Raw genomic sequence first — 26,896 nt, 5'->3', positions numbered from 1 at the left:
TAGGTTTCCCATAATAACTCATAAACATTCCTATTCTAGTATACAGAAAGCTTTCCTGTCAAGGGAATTTCCTCAGTAAACAGCTGTGTTTCCTCAGTAATGGGCTGTGTCAGTCATAGATTCCATCTGTTTCAACCAGATCATCACTTTTTGCAGTCCCTGCTGAAGTTTCTTCTGCCTCCTGGTCTGGTACCTGGCTGATCCCTGCATCCTTATTGCCGCTTTCCTCAGCGCTCTGGCTTAAAGGAGTGATCACAATATTTTCCGGTGCGATCCCTGTCTTTCTTTTTACAATATCCTCGATCTGCGCTCTTCTGGCATCATCCAGATCTGTATCCGGCACTACGATATCCGCAGTTTCTCCTGTAAGATTTACAATCACATTCTCAAAGCCTTTGGCTGAAAGAAGCAGTTCTGCTGCCGCCTCTTTTTCCGTCAGTTCAGTGACAGATACCATGGTATTAATAGCTTCCTGCTTCTGCTCCTCTCCAATGTCCTGGTTGTTGATAATATCCTGAAGATCTGCTTTATTCTGGGAACGGATCTGCTCTCTGGAAAGCTTTGCCTGGGCAGCAAAACCGGATGCCCCTGTAAGTACGGCTTCTCCCGGAGCAGTCACATCCTCCGTATCCCCGGTGCCATCTGCCCCGTTCTCATCCAGAAGGGCTGTTTCATCTGTCAGGTCATAATCCACATCTTCAAGGATACTGCTGCTGGCCTCCTGATCCTTAAAGCCCAGATCCACATCCGCAAAATTAAGATAGCCTGCTGCTGCGATCAGAATTGCCAGGGAGGTGATGATCACCTGATTCTTTTTTAAACCTTTTTTCACTTTGCCTCTCCTTATATCATTTTTATTACTTTAATTCTATGGGCTTCCACCTGAAATAATGCCATCACAGCCTGCTGAATCTCTCGTACTGTCACCGGATCATCAGCTCCCTGGGCAGCGATCAGCACTCCTGTGATCAATTCGCTGTTATCATTGCCAAAGCCAAAGGTGCTTTTTTCATTTCCTGTCATAAGCATGACTTGTACCTTTCCCACGCCTTCCACGCCGGAAAGCACCTGCTGAAGCCTTTGTTCCAGAGCAGAGGCATTCCCCTGCTCCTGTATCTCTTCCCTGGCAGCATTTCCCACACGATTATCCGATCCAGTCTTTTTTTCAGTAGGAACTGCTATCACCCCCAGAAGAAGTCCCACCAGAAAAAGTGTGATCCACTGTGTCCGGTTTATTTTTTTTAACCTGGATCTGGCAGTTTCCAGCAAGGATCCCCCATTGTCCCAAAAGCTCATCCTTCAGCCTCCTCTCCAGTTCCTGATCCGGTTCTGATTGCAGATACAACACGGCTTTTATGTTTTCTCCCTCTATTAGTACTTCCACCTTTTCAACTTTCATGTTCTTTTTCATTAAATCTTCTGCTATCTCTTCTTCCAGCTGTTGTTCAAGGCTTTTCCATATAAACATTTTCTGCAGATTTTCCCCTTCCTGTACTTTTCGCTCCTCTTCTTTCTTGTCATACAAAATCTGAAAGCTTTCTCCTAATTCTTCTGCCTTTCCAAACAAAGTGAATACAGGAATCAGAAGTATCAGGATCAGCAGCAGTCCCATAAAAAAACGTACATATTTTTCATATTTTCCTGCTGGCACCAGATGAAGCACCATTGTAAAAAGAAGATAAAAAACAGCCAGGTTTTTGATCCAGGCATACAGATTTTCTTTCATCCGCCTCCTCCAAAGCTTAATGTAAGGATAATAAACATAAGCATACACAACACTTCAGCTGTAAGGAGGATCCTAAGAAGCAATCCGCAGCCTTCTCCCATAGTAGTCAACGCACCTACGATCCTTTTATCAGCTACAGGCTGGGCAAGGGCTGCCAGGAAACGATATGCAAGACTTAAAAAGCCATAATGCAATACAGGTGCAGCAGCTGTGACTAAAAGAGCCAGAAGAGCTGCCACACCTACACAGTTTCTTACCAGTACACCCGTTGTAACCACCAGTTCTGTAACTGTATTTACCGCATTTCCTATACCAGGTATCGCACTAGCAGTTTTTCCAAGAGCGGTCCGTTTCAGTGAATCCATCACCGGTGCCACCATTCCTTTTACAATCTGCAGTCCAGTTACGATTCCAAGCAGGCTTTTCATTCCCCATCGGATCAGACTTTCCAGAAGATCTGCCAGCTTGCTGAGCATGCTTTCTTTTGTCAGATGATTTACCAGACATAACAGAATGTACAGATTCACACCTGGCAGTAAAAACGCAGTCAGGATCCACTGGATCATCCAGGTCAGCATAAGGATTCCCTGATAAAAAACAGCTGCCGTGGCAGCTCCGGTGGAGGCCGCTACTGTCATAAAATAAGCTGGTGTAAGAACCTTCATAAAATCACAGATCCACCCAAGGCTTCCGGAAAGATTACAGGACAACTGTGCAAAGGAATTCATGATCATAATAAACAGCAGAAGATATAGCATATAAAATGTGATTTCTACAGCCTGTCCGTCTTCAAATACTGCTGACAGATTTGTAAGAAACGCTGTTCCAAGGATCAGAAGCAGGATCCTGAGCAAAGTGTCTTTTTCTCCTTTTACAAGGTTAAAAAAAAGGCCCTGCAGAAATCCCTGCAACACCTCTTTTGAAACTTCCTGGTTCCCGCTTAGTATTTTTTTTACTGCATCTGCAAAAGAAAATTCCCCTTTGCCCAGTGCCTGATCCAGCATCTTCTGAATCCCTTCAAAGTCCATCTGACCAATAAGCTGCTCCTGTACAAAATCATCACCTGAAGCCATTGTCTCTCCCTGGGCACAGTCTGTCCAGGCCAAAAAGACAAAGCATATAGCCAGCCATTTTATCATCTTTTTTTTCATATCAGAAAACTCTCAACTGTTTCCAGCAAAGCCATAAGTACAGGAATACACAAAACCAGCACAGACAGTCTGCAAAATAATTCAATCTGCACACCGGTTGCCTGATATCCTGCATCCTTACAGATCCCGGACGAAAACTGTCCAATGTAGGTGATCCCCATCATTTTTATCAGGGTCAGAAAATAGCTTCCATCCACAGGCAGACTTTCACTGATCTGATCCAGTGCCTGAAACAGATAGGCAATTTTTCCTACAGCCAGGCCAAGGATCGTAAGCCCAATACCAAGGGTGATAAAGCAGGTATATTCCGGCCTTGTGCCCTTCATAAGAAATCCCAGTATTACACCACATACTCCAAGAAGAGAAATCTTGATAATATCCATGGATATCTGCCTCCTGCTGACTTTATAGTCTGTAACTGTTCAGTATTTTTCCAGAAACAAACTGCTGGACAGTTACTAAAGTTCAAACAATTGCCGGATACTGTCAAACAGTTCATATATATAAGGTACGATCCAGAATAAAACAACCAGAAGTCCTGCCAGGCTAACCAGAAATGCCTGTTCATCCCTGCCGCTGTGCTTCAGCACCTGGGACAGCACGGAGACCAGGATCCCAACTGCAGCAATTTTAAAAATAATACTGACCTCCAAGGTCTCCTCCTTTCATTCCCTCTACCAGACCAGCACTGCTGCCAGAAGCCCTCCAAGCAGTCCAAGACTCTGATACACTTTCTTTTTTGCAGGAATCTGTGCCCGCACTTCCTGAATGTGCTGTATCAGATTGCTTTCATACAATTCAAGCTGCCTGCATTGCATTTCCACATCCAGATATCCCAGCCTGCTGCCAAGAATCAGAAATTCTTCCTGCTCTTCCCGGGTCAGTTCCAGTCTTCCCAGATACTGTTCCCCACATTCTGCAAAAATCTGTGCAAATGTCTTTTCAGTATTTTGCGCCAGTTCCCTGCTTACTGCCAGAAAAAAGCCCCTGTATTCCCCGGAAAGCTTATTCGCTCCATCTGCAAAAGCTTCTTTTAGAGACAATCTTCCGTAGCGTATCTCACCCTTTAGATAAACCGCCATCTGCATACACATATTCAGTGCTTCCAGTCTTTGAGTAAGACGGCAGGAACCGGAAAAGCCCAATCCTACACCTGCCAGAACCATCAGAATCAATCCTGCATCTTTCAGCATAAATTTCCATTCCTGTCATATATTCCCTGGATCATGCCTGCATGTTCCCCTGTGCCAAGAAGTATATATCTCTGAAAAACCCGGTCTTTCCACAATTTCCGGAATAAAGGCTGCTCCAGCACATCCTCCATGGAATCGCCGTGAGCAGTGGCGATCAGTTTACAGCCACAATGGATCACAGACTCAACTGCCTTATAGTCGTCTTCTTTTCCCAGCTCGTCCACTGCCACAACAGAAGGTGACATAGAGCGGATCAGCATCTGCATTCCCTCTACTTTGGGACATCCGTCCAGGATATCAGTTCTTGGTCCCAGATCATTCTGAGGGACCCCCTGATAACATCCTGCCAGTTCACTTCGTTCATCCACCACACCAACGGTCAGTCCAGGTATACCTTCTCTGCCATTACTTAACTGTCGTATAATATCTCTTAACAAAGTTGTTTTTCCGCATCTTGGCGGCGAAACGATCAATGTATGTGCCACCCAGGTATTCTTCTGGATATAAGGCATGACCGGATCAGCACACCCAAGTACCTGGTGTGCCAGCCGTACATTAATACAGGAAATATATTTCATCCCACGGATCTGATTTCCGTCCAGGATCACTTTTCCTGTTACTCCTACCCTGTGTCCACCCTGTACACTTAAAAATCCCTGCCGGATCTCATCCTCATAAGCATACAGCGAATATCCGCTGACGTGCTCCATAGTTTCTTTAAGATCCTCACGGGTAACCAGGTACTGTTCTTCTCCCTGTTTTCGCAGGAAACATTCTCCACCGTCATAGGAAACAAATAAGGGTCTTCCCACGCGCAGCCGGATCTCATACAATTTTTCATAATCCAGTCTGGCATCTACAAGCAGCCTTCGGATATTTCCAGGAAACAGGTTCTGTATCTGATTTGCGTCTATTTTCTATCACCTCTTTAACAATAACAATATATGCAGGTCTTTTGCTTTTAGTACCTGCTTTTCTCCTCCAAAAATCCTGCCTCGGCCAGGAATCTGGATGGCTGTCTTTCTTTTTCAAACTGCCTTCGTACATAACACAAAGTCAGTTCCTTTCTCGCTCTGGTAAGCCCTACATAAAAAAGCCGCCTTTCCTCTTCTACAGCTTCTTCCAACACTGCTTTTTTATAAGGCATACTGTCCTCATTCACGTTCATAATTAATACACGGTCATACTCAAGTCCCTTTACCCTGTGAAGGGTGGATAATGTAACACCTTCTTTTTTCCGATCCTGTTTTCTTGCCTGCTCCCTCAGCTTTTCCGTGTATGCTTCCATATACTCTTTCCACTCGTCCAGGTTTTTCATCTGCATGGCAGTTTCCTGGATCCGGTCTGCCGCTTCCATGAATTCTTCCGGCCGGAGCTTTCGAAATGCCGCAAAATCCTGCAGATATTCATCATACTTCATCCCTTTTCTGATAAAATTCACAGCTGCATAAGGAGGCAAGGTTTTCAGTATGCGAAGATGGGTTTCCAGAGTTGTGATCCTGTCACACATCCAGTCTTTATCTTTATAATATGCCTTCAGCTTTTGAAAATCTATATCAGGAGCTTCCAGCGCATCCCTTGCAATATACCGGTTAGGCCTGTTCATAACCTGCAGAAAGTTTTTACGGCTAAGATCTCCTTTTGCCATTTCCTGATAAGTAAGAAAATCACGGCAGATCCAGTGTCTGAACAGGTTAGGAAGCTGTTCTTTCATGGTAAATGGGATCTGATATTCCATCAGAATCCCTACAAGCATCTCTGCTTCCTGATTTGTCCTGAAAAGTATTGCTGTGTCTTCCAGATTTTCTCCTTTTTCCAACCGTTTCTTAAGTTCTGCAGCTAAAGTAAGATAAGCTTCTCTTGGATTTTGAAATTCCCTGATTCCTACTGGTCTGCCGGATTCATTTGGTGTTGTCAGCTTTTTTGCAAACCGTTTCCGGTTATTTCCGATCAACTGCATTGCAGCAGAAAGAATATTGCCGCTGCACCGGTAATTTACATCAAGAAGCACCTGGTCAGCCTTTGGATAATCCTTCTTAAAATTTAGCATGATCTCAGGCCTAGCACCACGGAAGTGATAAATTGACTGGTCATCATCTCCTACAATAAAAAGATTGTCTTCTGGCCTTGCCAGCATCCGTACAATATCGTATTGAAGATGGTTAATATCCTGAAACTCATCAACCATAATGTAACGAAATTTCTTCTGCCATGCCTTAAGGATATCCTGCCTTTGTATAAACAATTCATAGCAGTACAGAAGCATATCATCAAAATCCAGTTTTCGTTTTGCCTGAAGTTTTTTCTTATACCCCTGATAGATCTGTCGGAATACTTCATCTGGACAGCTGGAAGAATAGTAATGCTCCGGAGAAATCCGGTTTCCCTTGATCACACTGATCTCCTTTGCAATATCCTCCAGAAAGTCCCCCTCTCCAGACATATCTTCTCCGTATTCCAGAACCAGTTCTTTTAAGATTCCGTATTTTTCTTCTTCTGTAAGTATATTTCCCGGGCCAAGCCCATATGCCTGCTTTAAAATGCCGTAAAACACCCCGTGAAAAGTACCAAAAGTAACCTGGCTTTTTGTAATGCCCATAAATTCCAGAAAGCGTTCCTGCATTTCTTTTGCAGCAGCCCTGGAAAAGGTCACAACAAGTATGGAAGATGGAGATATCCCCTTCTCCCTGACCATATACGCTGTTCGTTCTACAATCACTGAGGTTTTCCCCGAACCGGGGCCTGCCAGAACCATCATAGGTCCTGACAGGTGGGCGATCGCCCGTTGTTGAGATAGATTTCTTTTCATTCTTTTTTCAGAAGATCATACCTGTGCTGTAACGCTGCTAAGCTTTTCAATGGCAGCCTTTACTCTTTTCAAGGTTTCTTCCTTGCCGATGATCTCCATGATCTCGGTAGCTCCGGCTGGTGTCATCTGCTTTCCAGAAACAGCAGTACGCAGCGGCCACATCACATAACCATTCTTATAGCCTTTTTCTTTTACGAATGCACTTAAAGCTTCATACAGAGGATCATTGGTATATTCCTCCTGTGCCTCCAGTACTGGCAGAACCTCCTGTAATACCAAAAGTGAAGATTCTTCTGTTGTTTTCATTTTTTTGTGACGGTACATGGAAGCATCATACTCCGGCACACTCTCAAAGAAATCGATCAGTTCCGGAATATCCGGGAATACTTCAATCCTTGTCTGTACCATTCCTGCGATCCTGTGGAAATCAAAAGCTTTGGTCAGCACCTGTTCCATATAAGGAAGTGCTTTCTCATAGAATACTTCCGGATCCATTTTCTTGATATACTCTCCGTTCATCCAGCGAAGCTTGCCCATATCAAATACTGCCGGAGATTTGTTAATATGATGATAATCAAACTTCTCGATCAGCTCCTGTAAGGAGAAGATCTCTTCGTTATCCTGAGGACTCCATCCAAGAAGTGCCACATAATTCACAATTGCCTCTGATACAAAGCCTGCATCCAGAAGATCCTCATAAGAGGAATGCCCTGAACGCTTGGAAAGCTTCGCATGTGTTTCGTCTGTGATCAGCGGACAGTGTACATAAACCGGAATCTCCCAGCCAAAGGCTTCATAAATCCTGTTATACTTTGGTGCTGAAGAAAGGTATTCATTTCCTCTTACCACATGGGTGATCCCCATTAGATGATCATCTACTACATTTGCAAAATTGTAGGTAGGATATCCGTCAGACTTGATCAGGATCAAATCCTCCAGTTCTTCATTATTTACAGTAATATCTCCATAGATTACATCGTGAAACGTGGTGGTGCCTTCTGTAGGCATATTGAAACGGATCACATGAGGCTCTCCTGCTGCCAGACGGCGCTCCACCTCTTCTTTTGAAAGCCGGAGACAACGTTTGTCATAAATGGAAATCTCCTTACCGGCTACTACACGTTTCATGTTTTCCAGTTCTTCTTTTTTGCAGAAACAATAATATGCATCGCCCTGTTCTACCAGCTGCTGTGCATATTTTAAATACAGTCCTGATGCCTGTCGCTCACTTTGTACATAAGGGCCTACACCCCCATCCTTATCAGGTCCTTCATCATGAAGAAGCCCTGTCTTTTTCAAGGTGCGGTAAATAATATCTACAGCTCCCTCCACATATCTTTCCTGGTCTGTATCCTCTATTCTTAAAATAAAGTCACCACCCTCATGTTTTGCGATCAGGTATGCATATAATGCGGTTCTTAAATTACCCACATGCATCCTTCCTGTAGGGCTTGGTGCAAATCTGGTACGAATCTTACTCATGTTTTTTCTCCTGTTTTCTTAATGATATTGTAACCGCCTGACACTGTGACTATTTATGCACGCCAAACAGTTACACAATATTCCGAAAATGCCTTCCGGCATCTTAAATTATACTCCCAAATGCTTTAGAATGTCCATAGGATTTCCGTGAATCACAAGGTCTGCCCGATTATCTGCAAAGTGCTCACGGTCATTTACCAGAACAAGTTCATTTCCCTGGAAATACCGAAGGAACGTATTTGTAAGGGATGCTTTCAGGTTACAGCCCAATACCAGCAGCGTATCTGCCTTACGCACTTCCTCTGCTGCCAGTGAGATCAGCCCATTATCAACGATCTCTCCTACCATAGACACTCCCGGGCGTATCACAGATCCGCAGTCTTCGCATACCGGAACCCCCTTAGAATCACGGATATACTCCAGCGGATACTCCCTGCCGCAATGGGGACATGTATTCTTATATACACTACCATGGAGTTCATATACATTCTGGCATCCTGCCCGTCTGGCAAGCGAAAAAATATCTCTGGTGATGATACACTTCAGCTTCCCTGCATCCTCCAGTCTTTTCAGACAGTACAGTCCTTCGTCCATAGTACCCAGATTACTGATCATATCCTTCTTATAGAACTGGTAAAACTGTTCTACCCTTGTATTGAAAAAAGTCACATTGAACATCTCATCAGGAGAATACCCGTATTTTGCCTCAATATCATAAGCATCCTCCTCATTACGGTAATTTGTGCAGCCACAGCCAGAGCCGATACCAACACCAAATAGGCATACCATGTATTTGCTCCTGTCAACTACATTTCTCAGGAAACCAATCTTTTCTTCGTATGAACCATTCATAAAATTACCTCCCTGCTTCCAGGATCTGTCTTCTCATTGCTGCGTCCTTATTATAACCAGAGAAGTATCATTTTTCAATTAGCGAACCTGCAAAAAAGTTTCCTGTCACCAGGCTTTTTTTATGCTTTGTGTAATATGATCATTACTGTGTAATAGGAGCATTATAGAGTAATTGCCTGTTACACAAAAATTCTCCCTGAAGCCTTACGCCTCGGGGAGATTAAATAAATTACGCATCCACGCCTCTGTCTTTAAGATATTCTATCACATCGCCTACAGTATTCAGATCATTCAGCTCTTCTGCAGGAATCTCAAGATTGTATTCATCTTCCAGTGCCATCACCAGTTCAAACAGATCCAGTGAATCTGCTCCCAGATCATCCTTAAAAGAGGTATCAGCAGTAATTGTCTCTGCCTCGCAGTTCAGCTGCTCAGCGATCATTTCTCTCATTCTTTCTAACATTTCTTTGTCTCCTTTAAAAGATATTGCCTTTAGCATGGAGTATATAATCTGTGATAGTATATGTCAAGACTTTTTACATGATAAATTCCGGTTCCAGAAACCTGATCTTTCTGGCCACGCCAAGGGCCAGTCCCATCTCTATCATAAGGAACATAATGGAGGTTCCCCCATAGCTGATAAAAGGCAGCGTAACTCCTGTATTCGGCATCAGATTCAGCACAACTGCAATATTAAAGATAACCTGCAATGCAATATGTATAAAAATGCCTGTTACAAGAAGACTTCCGAAAAGATCCGGTGCATTCTGTGCAATGAAAAACAGACGATACAGAAGATATCCGAACAGGACCAATACCAGTAAAGCCCCAAAAAGCCCCAGTTCCTCGCAGATAATGGAAAAAATCATATCATTCTGAGCCTCAGGTACACTCCCCAGCTTCTGAATACTGTTACCAAGGCCACGTCCGAAAATCCCACCAGATCCAATGGCATAAAGTGCCTGAAGTGTTTGATACCCATCACCGCTGGCATAATCCTCAGGATGCAGCCATACAAGAATACGTCGGATACGGAAGCTTGAACTGGTCTCCAATGTTTTTGAAAGGATCATTACACCAATCACTGCAAGTGCAGCAATAAGGGCAAGGCCGATCATAAACGGCCGTGTCTTGGGATGTGCAACAAAAATCAGACCTGCTGTAATACAAAAAATAATAATGGCTGTACTTAAGTTACTGGTGAGTACATAGGCAGCCAGGCCCTGCAGACCTCCAAGTCCAGCCAGAACCATACAGGCCTTTAAAGTTTTAACAGTTTTGCCCATCTGTACGATCATATAGGACAGGCACACGATCACTGCGATCTTGGCTACTTCTGCCGGCTGGAACTGCGGAAGAGAGCCAATCTGGATCCATCTTTTAGCGCCATGTGATTCATGCCCAAGAGACGTCTTAACAAGCCCCATCAAAACGATGGCAGTTCCATAAAGAGGCATGGTCAATTTGATAAGCAGATGATAATCCAGCATAGAAATCCCGATAGCCATCACAATACAGCCCACACTGATCAATGCCTGCTTCTTAAAATAAAACATGTCATCATTATAATTCATTTGTGCTATATAAGAACTGGTGCTATACAGCATGATCAGTCCAAAACAGATCAGAAGAATGATCACTGCAACCAGGCTGTAATCATAATAATCCGCTCTTTTTTTCCGCCGCACAGAAGACCTGCTGCGCCTGCCTGCCTTTGTACCTGCTTTTGATTGTTCCATAAGATCACCCTTTACATACAAAACGGGGGCTGTCGCAGAACGCATCCTGCGGCAGCCTCTTCTTTAAATTTCCTTTATTATAGCAGAATCTTTTTTTTTAGGCAATGCATATAACAACTAGATTATTCAGCATCTGGTGCATCAATGGATGCGGTTTCGATAATGAATTTAACATTTCCGTTCATGGAAGAATCCTTTCCTGAATAGGAATCATAAGAAACCTCATCCGACTGGATTGCTTCCAGACGATCCAGGATATCCTGCAGATCTTTATCCACCATATCTTTCAGCTTAGTGATACCCTCATCATAAAATTCCTGCTGTCCATCTTTCAGTTCTTCTGCACCGTCCTTCAGTTCACCAATACCATCCTGAACCTGATCACTTCCATCCTTCAGATCAGCAGTGCCCTCAGATAAGGTACCGATACCGCTTGTAAGCTCCTGTGCTCCACTGTTCAGCTTGCTGCTGTTTGCACTAAGCTGTCCTGCTCCACTGCTTAAAGTACCACTGTTAGCAAGAAGCTGTCCTGCTCCGCTGTACAGTGCTCCACTATTAGATGCAAGAAGGCTTACACCGCTTTGAAGCTTTCCGGTTGCCTTATTGATCTGTTTTGTTCCGTCAGTCAGGGTCTTCTTTGCATTCTGTAATGCTTTTGCTCCCTGAAGAAGCTGTGTTGCATTTGCATCATCTTTCCCCTGAAGCTGTGTGATACCTGCATTTACTTCCTGGCTTTTCTGCAGCAATGTGTCTGCTCCTGCAAGAAGTTTTTCTGTGTCAGCCTTTACAAGAGTATCATATCCAGTTTGCAGATTGGTATTGCCTTCTGTAAGATCTTTCACACCGGCATTTAATTTTGCTACATCTGCCGATACAGAAGAAAGATCTCCTGCTTTGGTAAGAAGACCACCCAGTGCACTGACGCCTGACTCTACAGCCGATGCCTGTGCCGTAATGCCTGCTGCTCCGGCACTTAATTTAGCAGCATCTGTACTATTCTTCAGGCCCTGTGCCTCTGTTGCAAGTGTATCAATACCTGTCTCCAGAGTTTTCAGCTTATCCAGCTGTGATGTCATGTTCTCAAGACCAAGTCCTGAAATAGTTGTCTTGGCATCAGATATCTTCTTGTTCAGATTACCTGCTTCTGTACTCAGCTGACCTGCCAGTTCTGCTACTGTAGATGCAGCCGCATTGGCAGATGTGGTCTGGGCATTGGCAGAATTAACAGCTTCATTTGCACTTGCAGCTACTGCCTGGGCATTTTGATCTACAGCTCCAAGATTGGTCTGTGCACTTCCAACACTGCCACTAATTCCACTTAAGATAGCATTCAGATTGGCCTTAGTCGCCTCGTCCATCTCAGCTCCAGCAAGAGCACTTTGCAGACTAGCAATCTGCGTCTGTGCATTTCCCAGATCCTGGCTGACAGCTGCTGTGCTGGCCGTTACTGATTGTGTATCTACAGTAGCGGCAGACTGACCTGCTGCACCAGATGCGGAAAGCTGGCTTGCTGCATCAGCCATTACCTTGGCAGCTTTACCGCTTTCTGTCATTACGTCTGTCAATGTGCTTTGTACAGTTCCAATTGCTTTTTTTGCAGTATCTGCAGTGGTGCCAAGTCCTGCACTCTGTTGCTGCAGATTCGCCAGATTATCTGCAACAGCACCTGCATTATTCATGTAGTTTGTAGTTCCTGCTGCAACCCCAGCTGCACCAGATACATAAGTTTCCAATCCTTGGATCATTGCCTGTGGATTTTCAAGCTTTGCCACATCCTCTGCAACACTGTTTAACAGCTGTGCTGCATTCGTAATGCCCTGTACTGCTGTATTAATTCCAGGTACCAGCTGTCCGATTCCCTGTACCAGCTGTTTGATACCGCCTACATAAGCCTTTGTTCCATTTGCAAGGGTATCCACGCCTTCTGTATATTGTGAAACCCCTTTTGTAAGTGTCTGTGCTCCATTAACATAAGCAGTTACACCTGAAGCCAGCTGATTACCCCCCTTTACATAAGCATTCACACCTTTTGTAAGTGTTTTTATGCCTTTTGCATAGTCTCCCATATTATCGTTTACAGTATCCACACCTTTTGTATACTTCTGTACACCGCTTGCCAATGTGTTCGTTCCCTTGGTATACTGCTGTACACCGCTTGCCAGTGTATCTGCACCAGATGTATAAGAACTGATGCCATCAGAAAGTGTACCAGCCCCCTCTGACAGTTCTCCTACTCCATCCTGCAAAGTAGAAATACCATCTGCAAAATCTTTGTATTTCTCATCCAGTGTATCAACTCCATCGAACAGATCACTTGTTCCATCTACCAGCTTCAATGCTGCTTCATCAAGATCGTTCAGGTTATCCTTTAATTCATCCAGATCTTCATTGTCACTGAAATCAAAATCCTTAAGAAGATCAGTAAGCGCAACGGTATAAGTAGATTTTACCGGACAATTTGTTACGTCTGCTTCCATTGTAAAGCTTTCCGGAATATTAATCTTGTCAGACAGATCACTGGACAAATCCAGGCTTTCCTTTAATCCAGGAATTGCCACACCTACAACCATTTCTTTATCTCCATCAGAGATAACCTTTCCATTATCTACAGTTATATTCGTATAATTATCACCAGGAAGGATCATGCCGGTCATCATAACAAAAGGTGAATAAATATCAACATCTTTGTCATCAATCTTTTTTGTCTGTTTTGCATTATTAGTATAAGTTACTTCCATGCGAAGATGTCCTGTCTTGCCGACCAGTTCTTCAGGCTTAATTTCTGTGCCATCCAAATAGTATTTAATAGACACGGAAACCGGCAGATCTTTATCTGATTTACCCTGATAATAAATATCATCGCCATCTGTATTCCAGGTCACATTCTCTCCATCCTGCTGGAAAGTCTCATCACCCTTTACATTTTTAATATCTGACAGATCAGAAGTATCTGTAAGTTCGCCCTTTGTCGTTCCTGAATTCTTCAGCCAGTCAGATACGGTTACATCCGTAACTGCTCCATCTGCACCTGCATTTACATATACTGTTTCTTCTTTGCTAATCTGATCACCTGTTTCCTGTGCAGCCATTACAGTTCCTGCAGTAAGTACAGCTGCCATTCCTGCTGCTACGGTTACTGTTGCAATTCTTCTATTACGATTCATGATTCTACAACTTCCTTTCTGTTTTGTTTCTGCTAATCACTTTGTCTTTATCTGCCTTTTTATCTTTATGACCAACGGTCATGTTTTAATCTATGGAATGTTATATAACAGAAATGACCAATAGTCAATATCTTTTTCTCCAATATTTTCCCTTATGTTTATTGACTTTTAGTCATTATTGTTTAAAATAAGGATAAGGGCACTTGCTAACAGCTTAAATTCATAACAACTGATAGTATTTTGCCGCTTACTACCTGTACAGGTGGAATTCATCTCAAACCTAATATACTTTGTTCCCTCCATATCTGCCGATCCAGGAGGTTTTTTTATGGGTAAACTGGAATCAAATAAGAAAAAAAAGAAAAACGCATTGTATACCACAGCTTTTGATCTTTTCACCACAAAAGGAATTGCAAAGACTACGATTTCAGATATCGTAGAAAGCGCTGGTGTTGCGAAAGGTACCTTCTATCTTTATTTTAAAGATAAATATGATATCCGCAACAAACTGATCTCTCACAAAACCGGAGAGCTTTTTTACGATGCACATGAAGCACTTCTTCAGGCACACCTTACAGATTTTAATGACCAGATTCATTTTATTGTAGATTATATCCTTACACAGCTTGAAAAGGATCATAACCTTCTTGTTTTCATTTCCAAAAATCTGGCATGGGGAATTTTTAAAGGAGCCTTTGAAGAAAAAATAACAACCGAAACCGATGAAGACTATCATTTTTATCAGTCTTTTCTTGATCTGCTTGCTTTAAGCGGCAGGACATTTCGCTCTCCGGAGCTTGTCCTCTTTACGATCATCGAACTGGTAGGATCTACCTGCTATAGCTGTATCCTGTATTCTCAGCCAGTTACTCTGGAGGAATATAAGCCATATCTTCATGATTCAATTGATGCTCTTCTTAATACTTTTTCAGAAAAAGGAGATGTCTGTCCATGAACGAAATCATAAAAGCTCTTTATTCCCGGAAATCTGTTCGTGTATTTACAGATCAGCCAGTTTCCCAAAAGGAAAAAGAGCTGATCTTAAATGCAGCTCTGCAGGCTCCCTCTGCAGGTTGCCAGCTTTTGTACACCATCCTGGATATCACAGATCAAGCAAAAAAAGAACGGCTTTCCTTTCTTTGCGATCATCAGACATTTATTGCCAATGCACCTGTTGTTCTGATTTTTTGTGCAGATTGCCGCAAATGGCTGTCTTTCTATAGAGAAGCCGGACTTATCCCAAGAGATCCAGGACCTGGAGATCTTTTCCTTTCTATTGAGGATGCGCTCATTGCTGCTCAAAATACAGTAACTGCTGCCCAAAGCCTGGGCCTTGGCTCCTGTTATATTGGTGATATTATGGAAAATGCCGAGGATGTAAAAGCCCTGCTTAATATCCCAGAATATGTATATCCTGCATGCATGCTTGTTCTTGGTTATCCAACTGCACAGCAGCAGACCAGGCCAAAGCCTGATCGTTTTTCCCTTTCCCATATGGTGTGCGAAAACGGATATCAGGATAAAACAAGTGAAGAAATTCAGGATATGTTCACTGGTCATACCGGTGCCAAAAATTATCAGGACTGGATGTCTGCTTTTTGCACACGTAAATATGAATCCGATTTTTCCAGGGAAATGAACCGTTCTGCTAAAATTTACCTGAAAGATTTTATGGATCAGTCTTTGAAAGAAAGCAATTAAAATTATTAATCATATTCATCTCATCATATTCATCAGCAATCAGCCAATGCAGCTGTGCCAGAAGAAGCTGTTCACTACCATCTTTTTTCGTTCCATATCTGTCTTTCCTGAAGTATGACCATTCTGTTGCTTAATAACCATTTTTCATGTTTTCTCATAAGCTATATGGTAACCGTTCTTATTATTCAGAAAGGACATCTATATGGAACGAAATTCTTCTATGCGTCCCTGCTGTCGTCCCTACCAGCGAACCTGTGGAATGATGAACCAGACGCCTATGCCCATTCACTCAGATGATTCCAACAATAATTTCTGTTCAAATACACCTTCATTCAAAAAATCCTGCCCTATGCCCAAACCTTCAGAAAACATTTGTGAAATGTTTCAGCATCTTCAACATCTTCCAGTTACAATGGCTTATGTTCCTGATCAACAAATGTCTTCTGTTTATGAACCAGGGTATGCTTTACAAGCAGGTACCATTTTCCCACAACTTTGCAAACCATTTTGCGGAAAGAGAGGTGGCTGCAGATGAATTGTTCTAAAAATCAGGACAGATCCAGGCTTTTAAACAAAATTAACGAAAACAGTTTTACTGTAAACGATATTCTTCTTTATCTGGATACCCATCCTCATGACCAGAAAGCTCTTTCTTATTACCAAGAGGCAGTTTCATGTCGTAAAAATTTAATGGCAGAATATGCTCGGACCTACGGCCCCCTCACAGTAGATGATGCTTCTATGGACACCAGCACTGTCTGGAACTGGATGGATCAGCCATTCCCATGGGAAAAGGAAGGAGTGTGAGCAAGTATGTGGAATTATGAAAAAAGACTACAGTACCCTGTAAACATTACCACACCAAATGCCAAGGCTGCGCAGTATATCATGAGTCAATATGGTGGCCCGGATGGAGAAATTGGTGCATCACTTAGATATTTGTCCCAGCGCTTTACAATGCCAAATCGAATGGCAACAGCCGTTTTAAACGATATTGGAACTGAAGAACTGGCCCATTTAGGTTATCAATGGTTCAGATGATACAATATTCCCGGCAGATGGGGTACCTGCCGGGACTTTTTATTTCAGCATTTCATTCACTTTCTTCTGCACGGCTGCATAGTCATATCCTGCTGCCGTCAGCCTCTTTTTTCTGTCTTCTCCTACTCCCCACTTGCCGGCAATTACCTCTTTGGCCAGTGCGGTTACAGACTTCTTTTTAGTGGTGCTCGTAGTCTCTGTCTTTGGATATACCTGCTTGCCGTTGGAATCGTAGACCTTATAACCCTTGGACTGATCTGCCCGTTTCTTGGCAAGTTCCAGGCTCTCAAACGCTCTCAACTGACTAGCGGCGTCTCCCCAGGATTTCCGAACCCGGTAGTATTTCTTTGTGGCTGGCTTCTGAGTGTCGGTTTTCTGACCGGTATCGGCTTTTGCAGGTTCCTGCACGGTTCCGGTTTTCCCTTCCATTTTCAGCTTGACGGCTTTTCGGAAGGTATTCATGGTATACGGTAATGCCAGACCTCTCCACAGATGCTCCGGATCTCCGTGGTTTGTTGCAATTCCCCTTGCATTGCCCTCCGCATGGGACAGGATCACGCCGTCTTTCATCGGGTTGAGGCTATACTCTTTGCACAAGTAGGCAAACAGTTCTACAGCAGCGTTGTATGTACGTCTCGCGCAGGCTCTTGCATCTGCCAGATTGGAGCATGTAAATGTACTGCCACCTGTATACCGGATCGTTGCAGGCTCACACATCTCCACGCCGATATGTGTGTTGTTTCCAGATCCGTTCCGGCCGGATCCGCAATGCCAGCCCCTGTGATTCCAGGGAAGTGTCTGATAGATAGTTCCATCATTTCCGTCAATGAACCCATGGACGCAGGCAGCGCCATAAGATGGGCTGTTCCACATATTCACAAAAACCTTTGCGGACGGCTGAGCACATCCAACGGAATGGAGCATCAGGCCTTTGACTGTTATTTTTCGTCCTGCTGTATAGCAGGGATTTTTTGTAAGGATAGATTTAATGATTTTCATAATTTTCCCTCCAAAAGAAAAAGAGGACGATCACTCGTCCCCTGAACCCGTATCTGCTTCCTTATTAATTGCTTTGTCGGCTACTTCCAGGCCTCTGATCAGGATCTGTGGCACATTATACCCAGCTTCTACGAAATTCTCACAGATGGACCGGATCTCATTGACCAGCAGGGAAGCCAGGACAAACCAGCCCAGCAAAGTTGTAATTCCCAGGTCAACGCCAATTGTCTTGCCGATCTCTACAAATACCGCAGATGCACCAAAAGCAACCGCAATCATGATCCAGTAACCCAGCTTCTTAAGCACACCTTTCCACCCTGCCTTGGAGTTTTCCTTGTGTGCGATCCGGCTCTTCATCCAGCCGGTAATCCAGTCCGCCAGGTTGAACGCCAAGAACAGTGCAAACAAGATCCAATGCTCTCCAAAGATATAGGACAGCACTGCTACGATGCTCCCAACAATAGCATTATACGTATCAATCACCTTCATAATTTATGTTCTCCTTTTCTTATATGATATTTTATGGCACAAAAATAAGACCTGCTACGGTCTTGCTCTGGGTTCATTCATGCAATTTTCTCCTTTCGCAATCAATGTCAGCTCAACACCTGATTTTCAGGGACTCAGATGGAATTGATTGATAAAACACGAAGATAAATGCATCTATGGTACAGTTAGTTGCCACAACTACTGCTGGTGCATGGATGAATTTTAATGTTCCATCATTAACACAGTACAGATACATTATATTCTGCATCAATGACGGAAATATGTCTCAATTTCCACCCGTAATCTATCCGATCAGCGTTTTTAAAACTTGTAATAGTACAAACCGCACTGCAATGTTAAGTGAGTACGGTACAATCAAATGTTATGCTTGCTACAATAGCGACACGCAGGTTGGGTTGTATATCGGTGGTTCTGGGCGGCAGATAACTGTATATGGGGTTCAATAACTATGATATCTTAATGGTCAATGTCCACAACCTATTGGGATGTGCCGTTCCGAAGAAATATGCAGCGTCAGAATTATTTATTTGAACATTGATTCCTAGTTTACTTTTAGCTATCGTCCATGCAAATGACGCTTTATCCGTCCCTCCAAATACGGTAACATCTGTAATTTCGATAGAATAAGAATCAGCGTTTGGAATTGTGATAAACAGGAATCCTACAAAGTTCCCTGCAACAACAGCAGGCACATTTGCGCGATAAGTTCCTTTTAGATCTATCTTCGTGTTTAGTGTACTAACTGCTCCGGTTATTGTTCCATCACCGATACCGGAAATATCAGCGGACCCGATATTCAACTTGGACTTAATCCAGCTTATCAGGTTGCTCCATTTTGCTTTCTTGGTTGCTGTGGAATCCTCAATCACGATAATGTCTGCGTCTGACGGTGCAGTTGTCTTTTCTGTTAAGTTTGCAAATTTAATTGGTTCAAAGCTTGTTGCCATTGTTCTGTGCCTCCTTTAATTCTTTTATTGCTTTCATAAGTTCCTGGTTCTGCTTATATAAAATCTGGATCTGTTTTTCCATTGCCGGGATTAATGTTCTGTAATTCCAGTCCTCAACCTTTCCGTTTTCGTAACGGACGGCATCTGGGAAAGCCTGTTCCATATCTTCTGCATAAAATCCTGGAATTGGAGTATCAACTTTGGAATCATCATCTTCCAAATATCCAGGTTTGTATTTGAAGTACACAACCGGAATTTCAAATAGTTTCTGCACATCTTCTTCGGATATGTCTTTTACATGGTTTTTGTATCGTTTGGAAGAACTGCCTAAATATGCCAGCGTCTTTCCATCTTCTGCGAAAACAATATGTCCACCTGATGATACAGTTGGAGGATCTAAAAGTCTTGTTGGGTTTGACAGATCACAATCAGTCAATGTTGCAGATTCCAGAGTTTGCTGCCACGTGTGTATTCGACCGTCTATTACATCGAGACCAGTCCCAGCTTCTATAACACCAGATGATGTATCAATGTACTGTATTAACATTCTTCCAGAAGCATACAATGTTATTCCGGGATCTCCAGGCTCATCACCTGAATAAATACACTGGGGATTATTACTAATCTTCCAACCGCCGATGTTTCCAGTAGGTGCAGTTAATTCACCTGCAAATGTTCCTATTGCAGCTTCAAGTGAGCCAGAAAATTTACCTTTTTCAAAATTTACACCTGTATTATCAATGTACCCAATCTGTTTTCCTGAACTATCACGGATTACTAATTTACCATTTCCATTTCCGATTCCTCCAAGTGTAAGCGCCCCACCAAGCATCGCACTGAATGAAATATACAACTTGCCATCTATGTAATACAGTCCATTCCATCTGCCGCCATCACTAAGGATCTCCACGATATCTGACTGGGACAGCTGTGCGGTTGCGTCTGCTACAACAGCACAAGTCTGTTCTCCCAGAAGCTGAGTAGTACCGCCTGCTGCATAGAACCTGCATCTGATAGAGGTAACATCCCTTGGGTATCCAAAAGCGTATTTTCCGTCTTTTGATACGGGAACCTTTCCATTCTTGGTGGTCAGTATCGTATACAGTGACCTGCGCACCTCTGATTCGTCCTGCGTACTGGTGTATACAGTCCTCCAGACACCATCATCATTCAACACCTCCTCTATGACAAACCGACCATTCAGAGGGTATTTTGTTATATCTTTTCCTACTGTGTAGTAAGCTGTAAAATCAACGTATGTCGGTGTCAGTTCTGATTGAGCAGTTTTTCTAATGATTTGGCTGGAACTAATCAGGCTGTACGTCCTGCCACTTTCACCGCCGTACACCTTTGCAACGGAAAATCTCTTTGTGACCCTTAGGTTGTCCAGATATACAGCCGTGATATCCACCCATCCGGTGTCATCAGTCAATCCTGTAACTGTGTACTGTCTTTTAGTAGAATCCCAGGCACCAGTCAAGGTGTCAGACTTGGCAACAGTATAAGTACACTGCCCTGTAACATCTTCTGATCCATACATAACTGCAGGTGCAGTAATGATATCATCTGGAAAAGTACCATAATCCCCGTTGCTGTCCACGGAAATAGCCCTGTAATCGCTGGTAAGGCTCATGACCAGGTTACTTGTAAGACTTTTGGTTTTCTCATCAATGAGATCCCCCACAGTCTGCCCACCGATCTTGATGGAATCTGCATTTATGACCACCTGCCCTGTAGTCAGATCTACCAGAAATTTTACATTTCCATCTTTATCTCTGACTACAAGAGTACCTGTATCGATATAATCTGCATTGATTCCTTCTGCATACAGCATCTTGGTGATCATATCACCGGTCAGGATCATACCGTATGGATATGTCTTCCCTCCGTCATTGGAAACTGCTACCGCTTCTGCAGTGATCTTGATAACAACCATTGATTCTTCCAGTGTTGGTTTGTCATGCAGGTAAGTGATCACACTTTTGTCTTCCAGTTCCACCCTGGTTTCATACATACCGCTGGCATTGGCAGCTGCATCCTGAAGCTCTTGCACAGCCGCTTCCCTTGCTGTTCTCTCCCTACTCACCAGATCAGCTGCTTTGATATCTGCCCTGGTTTCTCCGTTACTGTACTGACTGGCAAGCCTCAGTCCGGATTCTGCACTGTTCTTCATGGTTGTAAATCCAAAGAAGTTAAAATTTACATCCGTCAGAAAAGTGTTGTATTCATTCCCTTTCCAGTCTGTGATTTTCGCCATATCCATAAATTCAGCGATCGGATACCCGAAGCTGTCTCCTTCAAACTTACGGAAAGACACATCTTTAAAAACTGCATAAATCCATGAGATCAAAGTTCCCTCATTGCCTGCGACAAGGGGATTTGCAACAGTCAGTACATATCTCTTCGTTCCTGCAAGCACTGTTTCTTTTACGTCCTGTTCCTTTCTGTCAATCGTCCGCTTTACTGTGCGCTCCATCTGTATACCTGTGACGGTTATATCGCTGGTATCAACAGTCAGATTTGACCATTCAGTAAGCTTATGGGCATTCGTCCAGTCAAAGCTGTATGTCATGATCTGCAGGTGGCCGGTCCGGTCTATCCTTGCGTTTCCGCAAGCGATCATTGCAATATAGCCGATGACCTGTCGGTAGGTGTATTTATCAAACGGCTTTTCCTGGATAACGTAATCACTATGAAGGAAGCTGATGCTCCCCAAAGTAATCCCACAGATCGTACAGGCATCTGCCAGCACGTTCGCAGCTGTTGCCGGAAAAGGAAGTGCTGTTGTATATGCCTTATCCGCTTTATACATATCATCAACTGCCGTCACCAGAACAGTCGTCCCATAAGTTTCCGGCGTGATCACTGTGTAAGTGCCGTATTCAATTTTCTCTGTAGTTTCGGACAGTTCAAAGGTGAGGTATAGCCGGATCTTTGCTCCGTAGAAGTCATACTCTTTCAGATGATCGTCATCATTCAGAAGTTCTATCTGGATATTCCGGCAGATTGCACAGCCCAGGGGAATAGAATTTGCCCCTGCACTGTCCACCACACCATTATTTGACATGGAGAAATCATCTTCAGACAGATTCAGTGTGCTCCCATCCGCAAACGTAATCTGTGCATTCTCCTTGAAGTCAGTCCTGGTCTTCATCAGCTCTTTAAATTCATTGGTTACATTGATCATAACGGTTTTACCCCCTGCATGTTAAATGTCAGACTGCTTATTGTTTTCTGATCCTCTGATAAAATCCCAATGGATAGGTTTCCCTTTCCAACATAGAAAGGTGCATCCCTCCACGCTCCGTAATAAGGACTGAATGCGTGCAGGGTAAATGATTTTCCCTTTCCTATAATCTGCAGGATCTTTGTGACTTCTGCAACGGGAACATTGGATGCCGTATAAGCAAACTGCTCCACTGTAAACATAGGCGTAAAATGCCCAGTCCCACCTTGGGACCGGGTACTATCTTTTGTATACGTGGTTTCCAGGGAATACCCCAGATCTTTGTCAGGCTGCCATATGATCTGACTATTAAGCGTAAACCTTTCTTTTGCCGCCATGTGTACCTCCTTCCTAAAGATCAAATGGGTTGCTGCCACTGTTCATCTGGCGTAGTTTTGCTTCGCTGATCATTTCATCGAATAACGTCCTGCGGTTGATCTGGGCTGTAAAATGCATATTACCGCCACCCTGGTTCCCGCCAGATTCCTCCCGGAAAATCTTACGGAGCAGTCCTTCCGGTGCCTCAATATTGTTTCCCTGCTTCTGATCACCCAGAACCGCAAGGAACTCTGACCTTGGCGGGATAACTGCACCGGTAGCAAGGTATGGAATCGTGTTGATCCTTGGCAGATTCAGCCAGGATCTGTACCTCTGGCTCTGTTTTGTTACCGGGTTTTCGTAATTGTAGGTGAACGTAAAAGCGTTTTCCACACAAGCCAACGCATTGTTGATGTTTCCAACTGTGCCATTGATCCGGTCAACCACACCATTTAATTCTCGGGCAATCCGGTCTGCTGCTGTCCCTGCAGCCTCTGCCATGTCCTCCAGATGATCTGTAACCTTTTTGGCAATCCTATCCCAATAGGTTCCGGTATTCCTGGATATATCACCCCAGCTTCTCTGGACGGTGGACTTTACGCTGTCCATTTCCCTTTTGGTGTCGGAAGACATGGAACCCACATTGTCAGATACGGACTTATATGCTCCACCCCACTTTTCAGAGGAAGTCGTTTCCACATCCGCAAATGCGTCATCTGTATCTTTCTTGATGTTCTCAGCAGAGGTACCGATTGTTTCAGCTGCCTCTTCTGTTTTCTTTGCCGCTGTGCCAATCCCTTCAGAAGCTGTTTCCACAGAATCATTTACTTTCTTAATGGCTCCATCTGCAGATTCACTGATATCCTTGGAATGCTCTTTTGCTGAATCGGATGCTGTCATTAAAGACTGTGGAAACAGAGTGTCCAGGATCTTATCCACATTCTCTGTAGAAGTACCCACATTTTCAATGGCAGTTTTCACAGCTTTGTAAGCCTTTTCCGCAGTTGCTCCGGATGCTTTCTGTGTATTCAGGGCTGTATCGATACCGTTGAGCTGATCCGTTGTCAGTCCAAGTTCAATACCAAGCTCCTGTAACTTGTCATGCATCCCCTGATACTGATCGGCAGACAGCTTTGTAACATCCTTAGCTTCTGTCGTCTTATCTTTCAGATACCCGATAGCAGCTGTAATAGCATCAATTTCATCATCCGTCAGGCTTGTCTGGGTCTGCAGCGTACCAAATGCCCCTTCAAGCTCAGAAGCATTAACACCGGCATTGTACAATGCATCCCCAAGCTTCTTCCCATATTCTTCCGGGGTTGATGTATCCTCCAGCTGCTCATTAAGAAAAAACAGATCCTGCCTGGTATCACCGGAGATTGTTCCTGCATCTTGCAGGTTCTTTGCCAGTTCCTGCATGGTTGTGCCATAGTGGGACACTTTTCCATCTCCACCCTGCAGTTCATCTCCCCACGCGGCAAGCTTTCTTGTTCCTTCGCCCATCCCTGCAGCAATCAGGGCAAGTATGCCGGCGGTTCCAATGAAGGATCCTAAGCTGTTTGCAAGAGCGCCAACACCGCCGCTTCCGCTGGCACCTGCAGCCGCTTCACCAAGAGTTTCGACCGCCTCTGTTGCTCCGGAAAGCCCTCCAGTCAGCAGGCTTTTGATTGCTCCGGTCAAATGCTTTACACATTCCGTTTCACCCAACTTTGATGCAAGTGCTTTGGTGATAGTCCATGCAAGATCTCCGGCACCGGTAATGCTGTTGATTTTTATTACAGTCATGGCCAGTAAAATTCCTGCCAGGATCTTCCCAGAAAGCCCATCTTCACCATTCCAAAGCCCTGATAACGCACCGCCAATACCATCAATGATCGCACGGCCCACATCTTTCAAAAGTCTCAACCAGGGAAGCCGTGCAATAAAGGTACCAATACCCTCTCCCAGATCATAGAACGTGTTATCATCAAGGCCGGCCTCTATACAGTCACAAAGGTTATTTAAGAAATCGCCAAAAACTTTTCCATTATCTTCCCACTTGATCCCATTGATCAGCTTTTCAAATCCGGTTTTCAGGTTTTCCTTAAAGCCATCCCAGTCAAATTCCTCATTAAAGCCTGCAAGGATATCGAACGCCCCGTTGATCACACCAACAATAGCATCTGCAATATCAGACATGCTGATGGTCTGGAACATGGCGGTCATGGCTTTCCCGATACCGTTTCCAAGAGCCCTCCATCCGGTGATCCCTGCGCCGTCTTTCTGCCCCATTTCCTTTACGAATCCAGAAAGCATCCGCCACGGGATCATAAACTTATTTCCTAACAGGGTTCCAAGGGCTTTCCAGTCAATCTCTCCGATCATCCCTCTCAGAGCCTTTGCCAGACCTCTTCCGATCTGTGCAAAATCAATTCCGCCTGTTCCGATCAGCTGATTAAGGGTATATACAGCAGTATTCAGTCCGGCTCCCAGTGTCCGCCCTAAAAGTGGCCAGTCAATATTTGCTACAAGGCTGTTAAATGCAGTCGTGAATGCGGTTGTGAACGCCGTGATCCTCGGCCCCACATTGTCCCAACTGATCACGTTGTATACGTACTGCAGGCCGGTATTAATGCCATCTGCAACAAATTTTCCAAGTCCCTCCCAATCTTGCTCTTCCACAAGCTTTTTGATCTTATCTGCCAGATCTTTGATTGTAGAATTAATTGGCGTTTCCTCGAACATCTCACTTGGAGACGGTCCTTTATACTTTGTGGAGCCAGTATCATCCGTTTTCTTATCGTCATACCGCTGGATCTCATCAAGGCCACTGAGATACCCAGTCAGGGATTTCTTAGCCTTTTTCGCATTCTGTGAGGTTTTGTCCAGACTGGCAGCATAATCTTCCTGTGCAGCCACGGCCTTTGTAAATGTGCTCTGCCCGGAAAGCGCCGCTATGAACATTCCTACATAGGTCAAGGCTTTGGAAATCTGGTTGATAAATGTAACCAGGATCGGTGACACCACGGACAGGATCGGATTAAACGCTGTGGCAAAGCTGTTTTTCAGCTGGGTAAGTGCCGTTGTCAGTGCTGATATACTGTTGTTGGTGGATCCACTGTACTGTGCAAGGTTCTTGAACCCGTCAACGATTGCTGAACGTAGCTTATTGAAAAGCACAAACAGGGAGCGGATCCCCAGGCCGTACTTCAACAGGTTCTTTAGCGTCAGAGTCGTTTTGTTTGCAGACTTGTGGATTCCCAGGATACCTGCTGACATTTTCTTCAGCCCCCTCACCACTGTTCCGCCAAATGCAGATGCAAGAGCCTGCGCCTTTTTCAGTATAAAGGAAAATGTTTTCTTTAAACTGTTAAGCGCTGCCGACAGGATACCGGTACTTTGTGAGTTTTTCTGGACAGAGCTATCCGCTTCATTTAAAGCTTTTCGGTATTCATCAATCTTAAGCTTGATGGTATCGTATGAAGTTCCCAGGCGTGAGTTCATCTGATCCAGTTTTTCCTGTTCCGCCACTAATTGGTCAGCTGTATCCTTGTACTCCTGTGAACTTTCAGGGTTATTATAAGCGGTTCCATTCTGTTTCATTTCTGCCCGCTTGTTTTGGATAACATCCATTTTTTCTTCAAGCTGATCCAGTTCTTTCTCAAGCGCCTTAAAACTACCTGATTCATTTTCGGGAACGCCCAGTTCCTTCCACTCAGACAGCTTACTTTCTACCTCAGCGCCTTTATCCGCCAATGTTTCCAGTTCGGAGCTTAGTTTTTTATACTCATCTGTCTCAACCTTCACCTCGGACAGCTGCGTCAGCTTCTGTTTCAGGCTTTCTACTTTCTGTGTTTGTCTATCATACTGGGAACCTAATCTGGAAAAAGAATCTATCTGCTTTCGGATAGCCAACTCGGCAGTCTCCCCAATTCCTTTTACGCTTTCGGCCATTTTTCGCAGAGATGCTTCCAGCTTTTGCATACCGGCCTTTGCCCCCACCTGATTCACGGTTACATCGATTACAAGTTTTCCATCAGCCATATTTACACCTCACCT

General features: G+C 44.0%; 24 protein-coding genes and 1 pseudogene. 5 read left to right on the top strand and 20 right to left on the bottom strand.

Features of this window, described 5'->3' with window-relative positions; translation table 11 throughout:
* Positions 1 to 109: 109 nt before the first annotated feature.
* The 14 genes from AB5916_RS09295 to AB5916_RS09230 form a co-directional block, all read right to left on the bottom strand.
* On the bottom strand, positions 110 to 832 hold the full coding sequence (locus AB5916_RS09295) for a SpoIIIAH-like family protein (protein ID WP_368190484.1): 723 nt from the start codon (positions 830 to 832) through the stop codon (positions 110 to 112).
* A gap of 11 nt (positions 833 to 843) precedes the next feature.
* Positions 844 to 1,140 carry a hypothetical protein gene (locus AB5916_RS09290; RefSeq protein ID WP_368190483.1) on the bottom strand — a complete coding sequence of 99 codons (297 nt, stop codon included), beginning with the start codon at positions 1,138 to 1,140 and terminating at the stop codon, positions 844 to 846.
* Positions 1,141 to 1,165: 25 nt separating this feature from the next.
* A complete protein-coding gene (locus AB5916_RS09285) occupies positions 1,166 to 1,726 on the bottom strand; it encodes a stage III sporulation protein AF (protein WP_158420586.1) in 561 nt (186 codons plus the stop codon).
* The gene (locus AB5916_RS09280) at positions 1,723 to 2,877 is read right to left on the bottom strand and encodes a stage III sporulation protein AE (RefSeq protein WP_158420585.1); all 1,155 of its coding nucleotides are present in this window, start codon (positions 2,875 to 2,877) and stop codon (positions 1,723 to 1,725) included. Before AB5916_RS09280 ends, AB5916_RS09285 begins: the two co-directional genes overlap by 4 nt.
* Positions 2,874 to 3,260 (bottom strand): SpoIIIAC/SpoIIIAD family protein, encoded by a 387-nt coding sequence (locus AB5916_RS09275; protein ID WP_158420584.1) that lies wholly within the window; start codon positions 3,258 to 3,260, stop codon positions 2,874 to 2,876. The genes AB5916_RS09280 and AB5916_RS09275 overlap by 4 nt, the downstream gene beginning before the upstream one ends.
* A gap of 75 nt (positions 3,261 to 3,335) precedes the next feature.
* Entirely contained in the window at positions 3,336 to 3,530 is a 195-nt protein-coding gene (spoIIIAC, locus tag AB5916_RS09270) for a stage III sporulation protein AC (protein WP_158420583.1), read from the bottom strand.
* Positions 3,531 to 3,551: 21 nt separating this feature from the next.
* Positions 3,552 to 4,070, bottom strand: coding sequence for a stage III sporulation protein AB (locus tag AB5916_RS09265; RefSeq protein ID WP_368190481.1), 519 nt, complete (start codon positions 4,068 to 4,070; stop codon positions 3,552 to 3,554).
* Complete coding sequence (gene spoIIIAA, locus AB5916_RS09260) at positions 4,064 to 4,984, bottom strand: stage III sporulation protein AA (RefSeq protein WP_368190533.1); 921 nt, start codon at positions 4,982 to 4,984, stop codon at positions 4,064 to 4,066. Before spoIIIAA ends, AB5916_RS09265 begins: the two co-directional genes overlap by 7 nt.
* Before the next feature lie 47 nt (positions 4,985 to 5,031).
* A complete protein-coding gene (locus tag AB5916_RS09255) occupies positions 5,032 to 6,879 on the bottom strand; it encodes an ATP-dependent helicase (protein WP_173726407.1) in 1,848 nt (615 codons plus the stop codon).
* 15 nt (positions 6,880 to 6,894) lie between these two features.
* Positions 6,895 to 8,361, bottom strand: a complete 1,467-nt coding sequence (gene gltX, locus AB5916_RS09250) for a glutamate--tRNA ligase (RefSeq protein ID WP_368190480.1) — start codon at positions 8,359 to 8,361, stop codon at positions 6,895 to 6,897.
* Between the two features lie 108 nt (positions 8,362 to 8,469).
* Positions 8,470 to 9,213 carry a Sir2 family NAD-dependent protein deacetylase gene (locus AB5916_RS09245; RefSeq protein ID WP_173726405.1) on the bottom strand — a complete coding sequence of 248 codons (744 nt, stop codon included), beginning with the start codon at positions 9,211 to 9,213 and terminating at the stop codon, positions 8,470 to 8,472.
* A 229-nt stretch (positions 9,214 to 9,442) separates the two neighbouring features.
* Positions 9,443 to 9,676: an acyl carrier protein gene (acpP, locus tag AB5916_RS09240; protein ID WP_158420577.1), complete on the bottom strand. Its 234-nt coding sequence runs from the start codon at positions 9,674 to 9,676 to the stop codon at positions 9,443 to 9,445.
* 73 nt (positions 9,677 to 9,749) lie between these two features.
* Positions 9,750 to 10,952: an FtsW/RodA/SpoVE family cell cycle protein gene (locus AB5916_RS09235; protein ID WP_368190478.1), complete on the bottom strand. Its 1,203-nt coding sequence runs from the start codon at positions 10,950 to 10,952 to the stop codon at positions 9,750 to 9,752.
* A 122-nt stretch (positions 10,953 to 11,074) separates the two neighbouring features.
* The gene (locus AB5916_RS09230) at positions 11,075 to 14,116 is read right to left on the bottom strand and encodes a hypothetical protein (protein ID WP_368190476.1); all 3,042 of its coding nucleotides are present in this window, start codon (positions 14,114 to 14,116) and stop codon (positions 11,075 to 11,077) included.
* A gap of 328 nt (positions 14,117 to 14,444) precedes the next feature.
* On the opposite strand from AB5916_RS09230, the gene AB5916_RS09225 reads away from it, so the two are divergent.
* The 5 genes and pseudogenes from AB5916_RS09225 to AB5916_RS09205 form a co-directional block, all read left to right on the top strand.
* Positions 14,445 to 15,071 (top strand): TetR/AcrR family transcriptional regulator, encoded by a 627-nt coding sequence (locus tag AB5916_RS09225; RefSeq protein WP_158420574.1) that lies wholly within the window; start codon positions 14,445 to 14,447, stop codon positions 15,069 to 15,071.
* The gene (locus AB5916_RS09220) at positions 15,068 to 15,817 is read left to right on the top strand and encodes a nitroreductase family protein (protein ID WP_173726402.1); all 750 of its coding nucleotides are present in this window, start codon (positions 15,068 to 15,070) and stop codon (positions 15,815 to 15,817) included. The genes AB5916_RS09225 and AB5916_RS09220 overlap by 4 nt, the downstream gene beginning before the upstream one ends.
* 202 nt (positions 15,818 to 16,019) lie before the next feature.
* Complete coding sequence (locus AB5916_RS09215; RefSeq protein ID WP_317258452.1) at positions 16,020 to 16,352, top strand: spore coat associated protein CotJA; 333 nt, start codon at positions 16,020 to 16,022, stop codon at positions 16,350 to 16,352.
* On the top strand, positions 16,349 to 16,624 hold the full coding sequence (locus tag AB5916_RS09210; protein WP_173726401.1) for a spore coat protein CotJB: 276 nt from the start codon (positions 16,349 to 16,351) through the stop codon (positions 16,622 to 16,624). The genes AB5916_RS09215 and AB5916_RS09210 overlap by 4 nt, the downstream gene beginning before the upstream one ends.
* A gap of 6 nt (positions 16,625 to 16,630) precedes the next feature.
* A pseudogene (locus AB5916_RS09205) lies at positions 16,631 to 16,837 on the top strand (manganese catalase family protein); the annotation flags it as partial.
* Positions 16,838 to 16,897: 60 nt separating this feature from the next.
* Here the strand turns inward: AB5916_RS09205 and AB5916_RS09200 are convergent.
* From AB5916_RS09200 to AB5916_RS09175, 6 genes are all read right to left on the bottom strand, one after another.
* Positions 16,898 to 17,857, bottom strand: a complete 960-nt coding sequence (locus tag AB5916_RS09200) for an N-acetylmuramoyl-L-alanine amidase (RefSeq protein ID WP_368190474.1) — start codon at positions 17,855 to 17,857, stop codon at positions 16,898 to 16,900.
* Positions 17,858 to 17,887: 30 nt separating this feature from the next.
* Positions 17,888 to 18,346: a holin family protein gene (locus AB5916_RS09195; protein ID WP_368190472.1), complete on the bottom strand. Its 459-nt coding sequence runs from the start codon at positions 18,344 to 18,346 to the stop codon at positions 17,888 to 17,890.
* Positions 18,347 to 18,813: 467 nt separating this feature from the next.
* Entirely contained in the window at positions 18,814 to 19,314 is a 501-nt protein-coding gene (locus AB5916_RS09190) for a hypothetical protein (RefSeq protein WP_368190471.1), read from the bottom strand.
* Entirely contained in the window at positions 19,298 to 22,501 is a 3,204-nt protein-coding gene (locus AB5916_RS09185) for a tail fiber domain-containing protein (protein WP_368190469.1), read from the bottom strand. Before AB5916_RS09185 ends, AB5916_RS09190 begins: the two co-directional genes overlap by 17 nt.
* The gene (locus tag AB5916_RS09180; RefSeq protein WP_368190468.1) at positions 22,498 to 22,878 is read right to left on the bottom strand and encodes a hypothetical protein; all 381 of its coding nucleotides are present in this window, start codon (positions 22,876 to 22,878) and stop codon (positions 22,498 to 22,500) included. Before AB5916_RS09180 ends, AB5916_RS09185 begins: the two co-directional genes overlap by 4 nt.
* Positions 22,879 to 22,891: 13 nt before the next feature.
* Complete coding sequence (locus AB5916_RS09175; RefSeq protein ID WP_368190467.1) at positions 22,892 to 26,881, bottom strand: hypothetical protein; 3,990 nt, start codon at positions 26,879 to 26,881, stop codon at positions 22,892 to 22,894.
* Positions 26,882 to 26,896 lie beyond the last annotated feature (15 nt).

The sequence above is a fragment of the Blautia sp. 1033sp1_1033st1_G9_1033SCRN_220408 genome (assembly GCF_040929965.1).
In the GTDB taxonomy this organism is placed as follows: Bacteria; Bacillota; Clostridia; order Lachnospirales; family Lachnospiraceae; genus Blautia_A; species Blautia_A ammoniilytica.
Note: the sequence above shows the minus strand (reverse complement) of the source record. Positions and strands in the feature narration are given on the sequence as shown.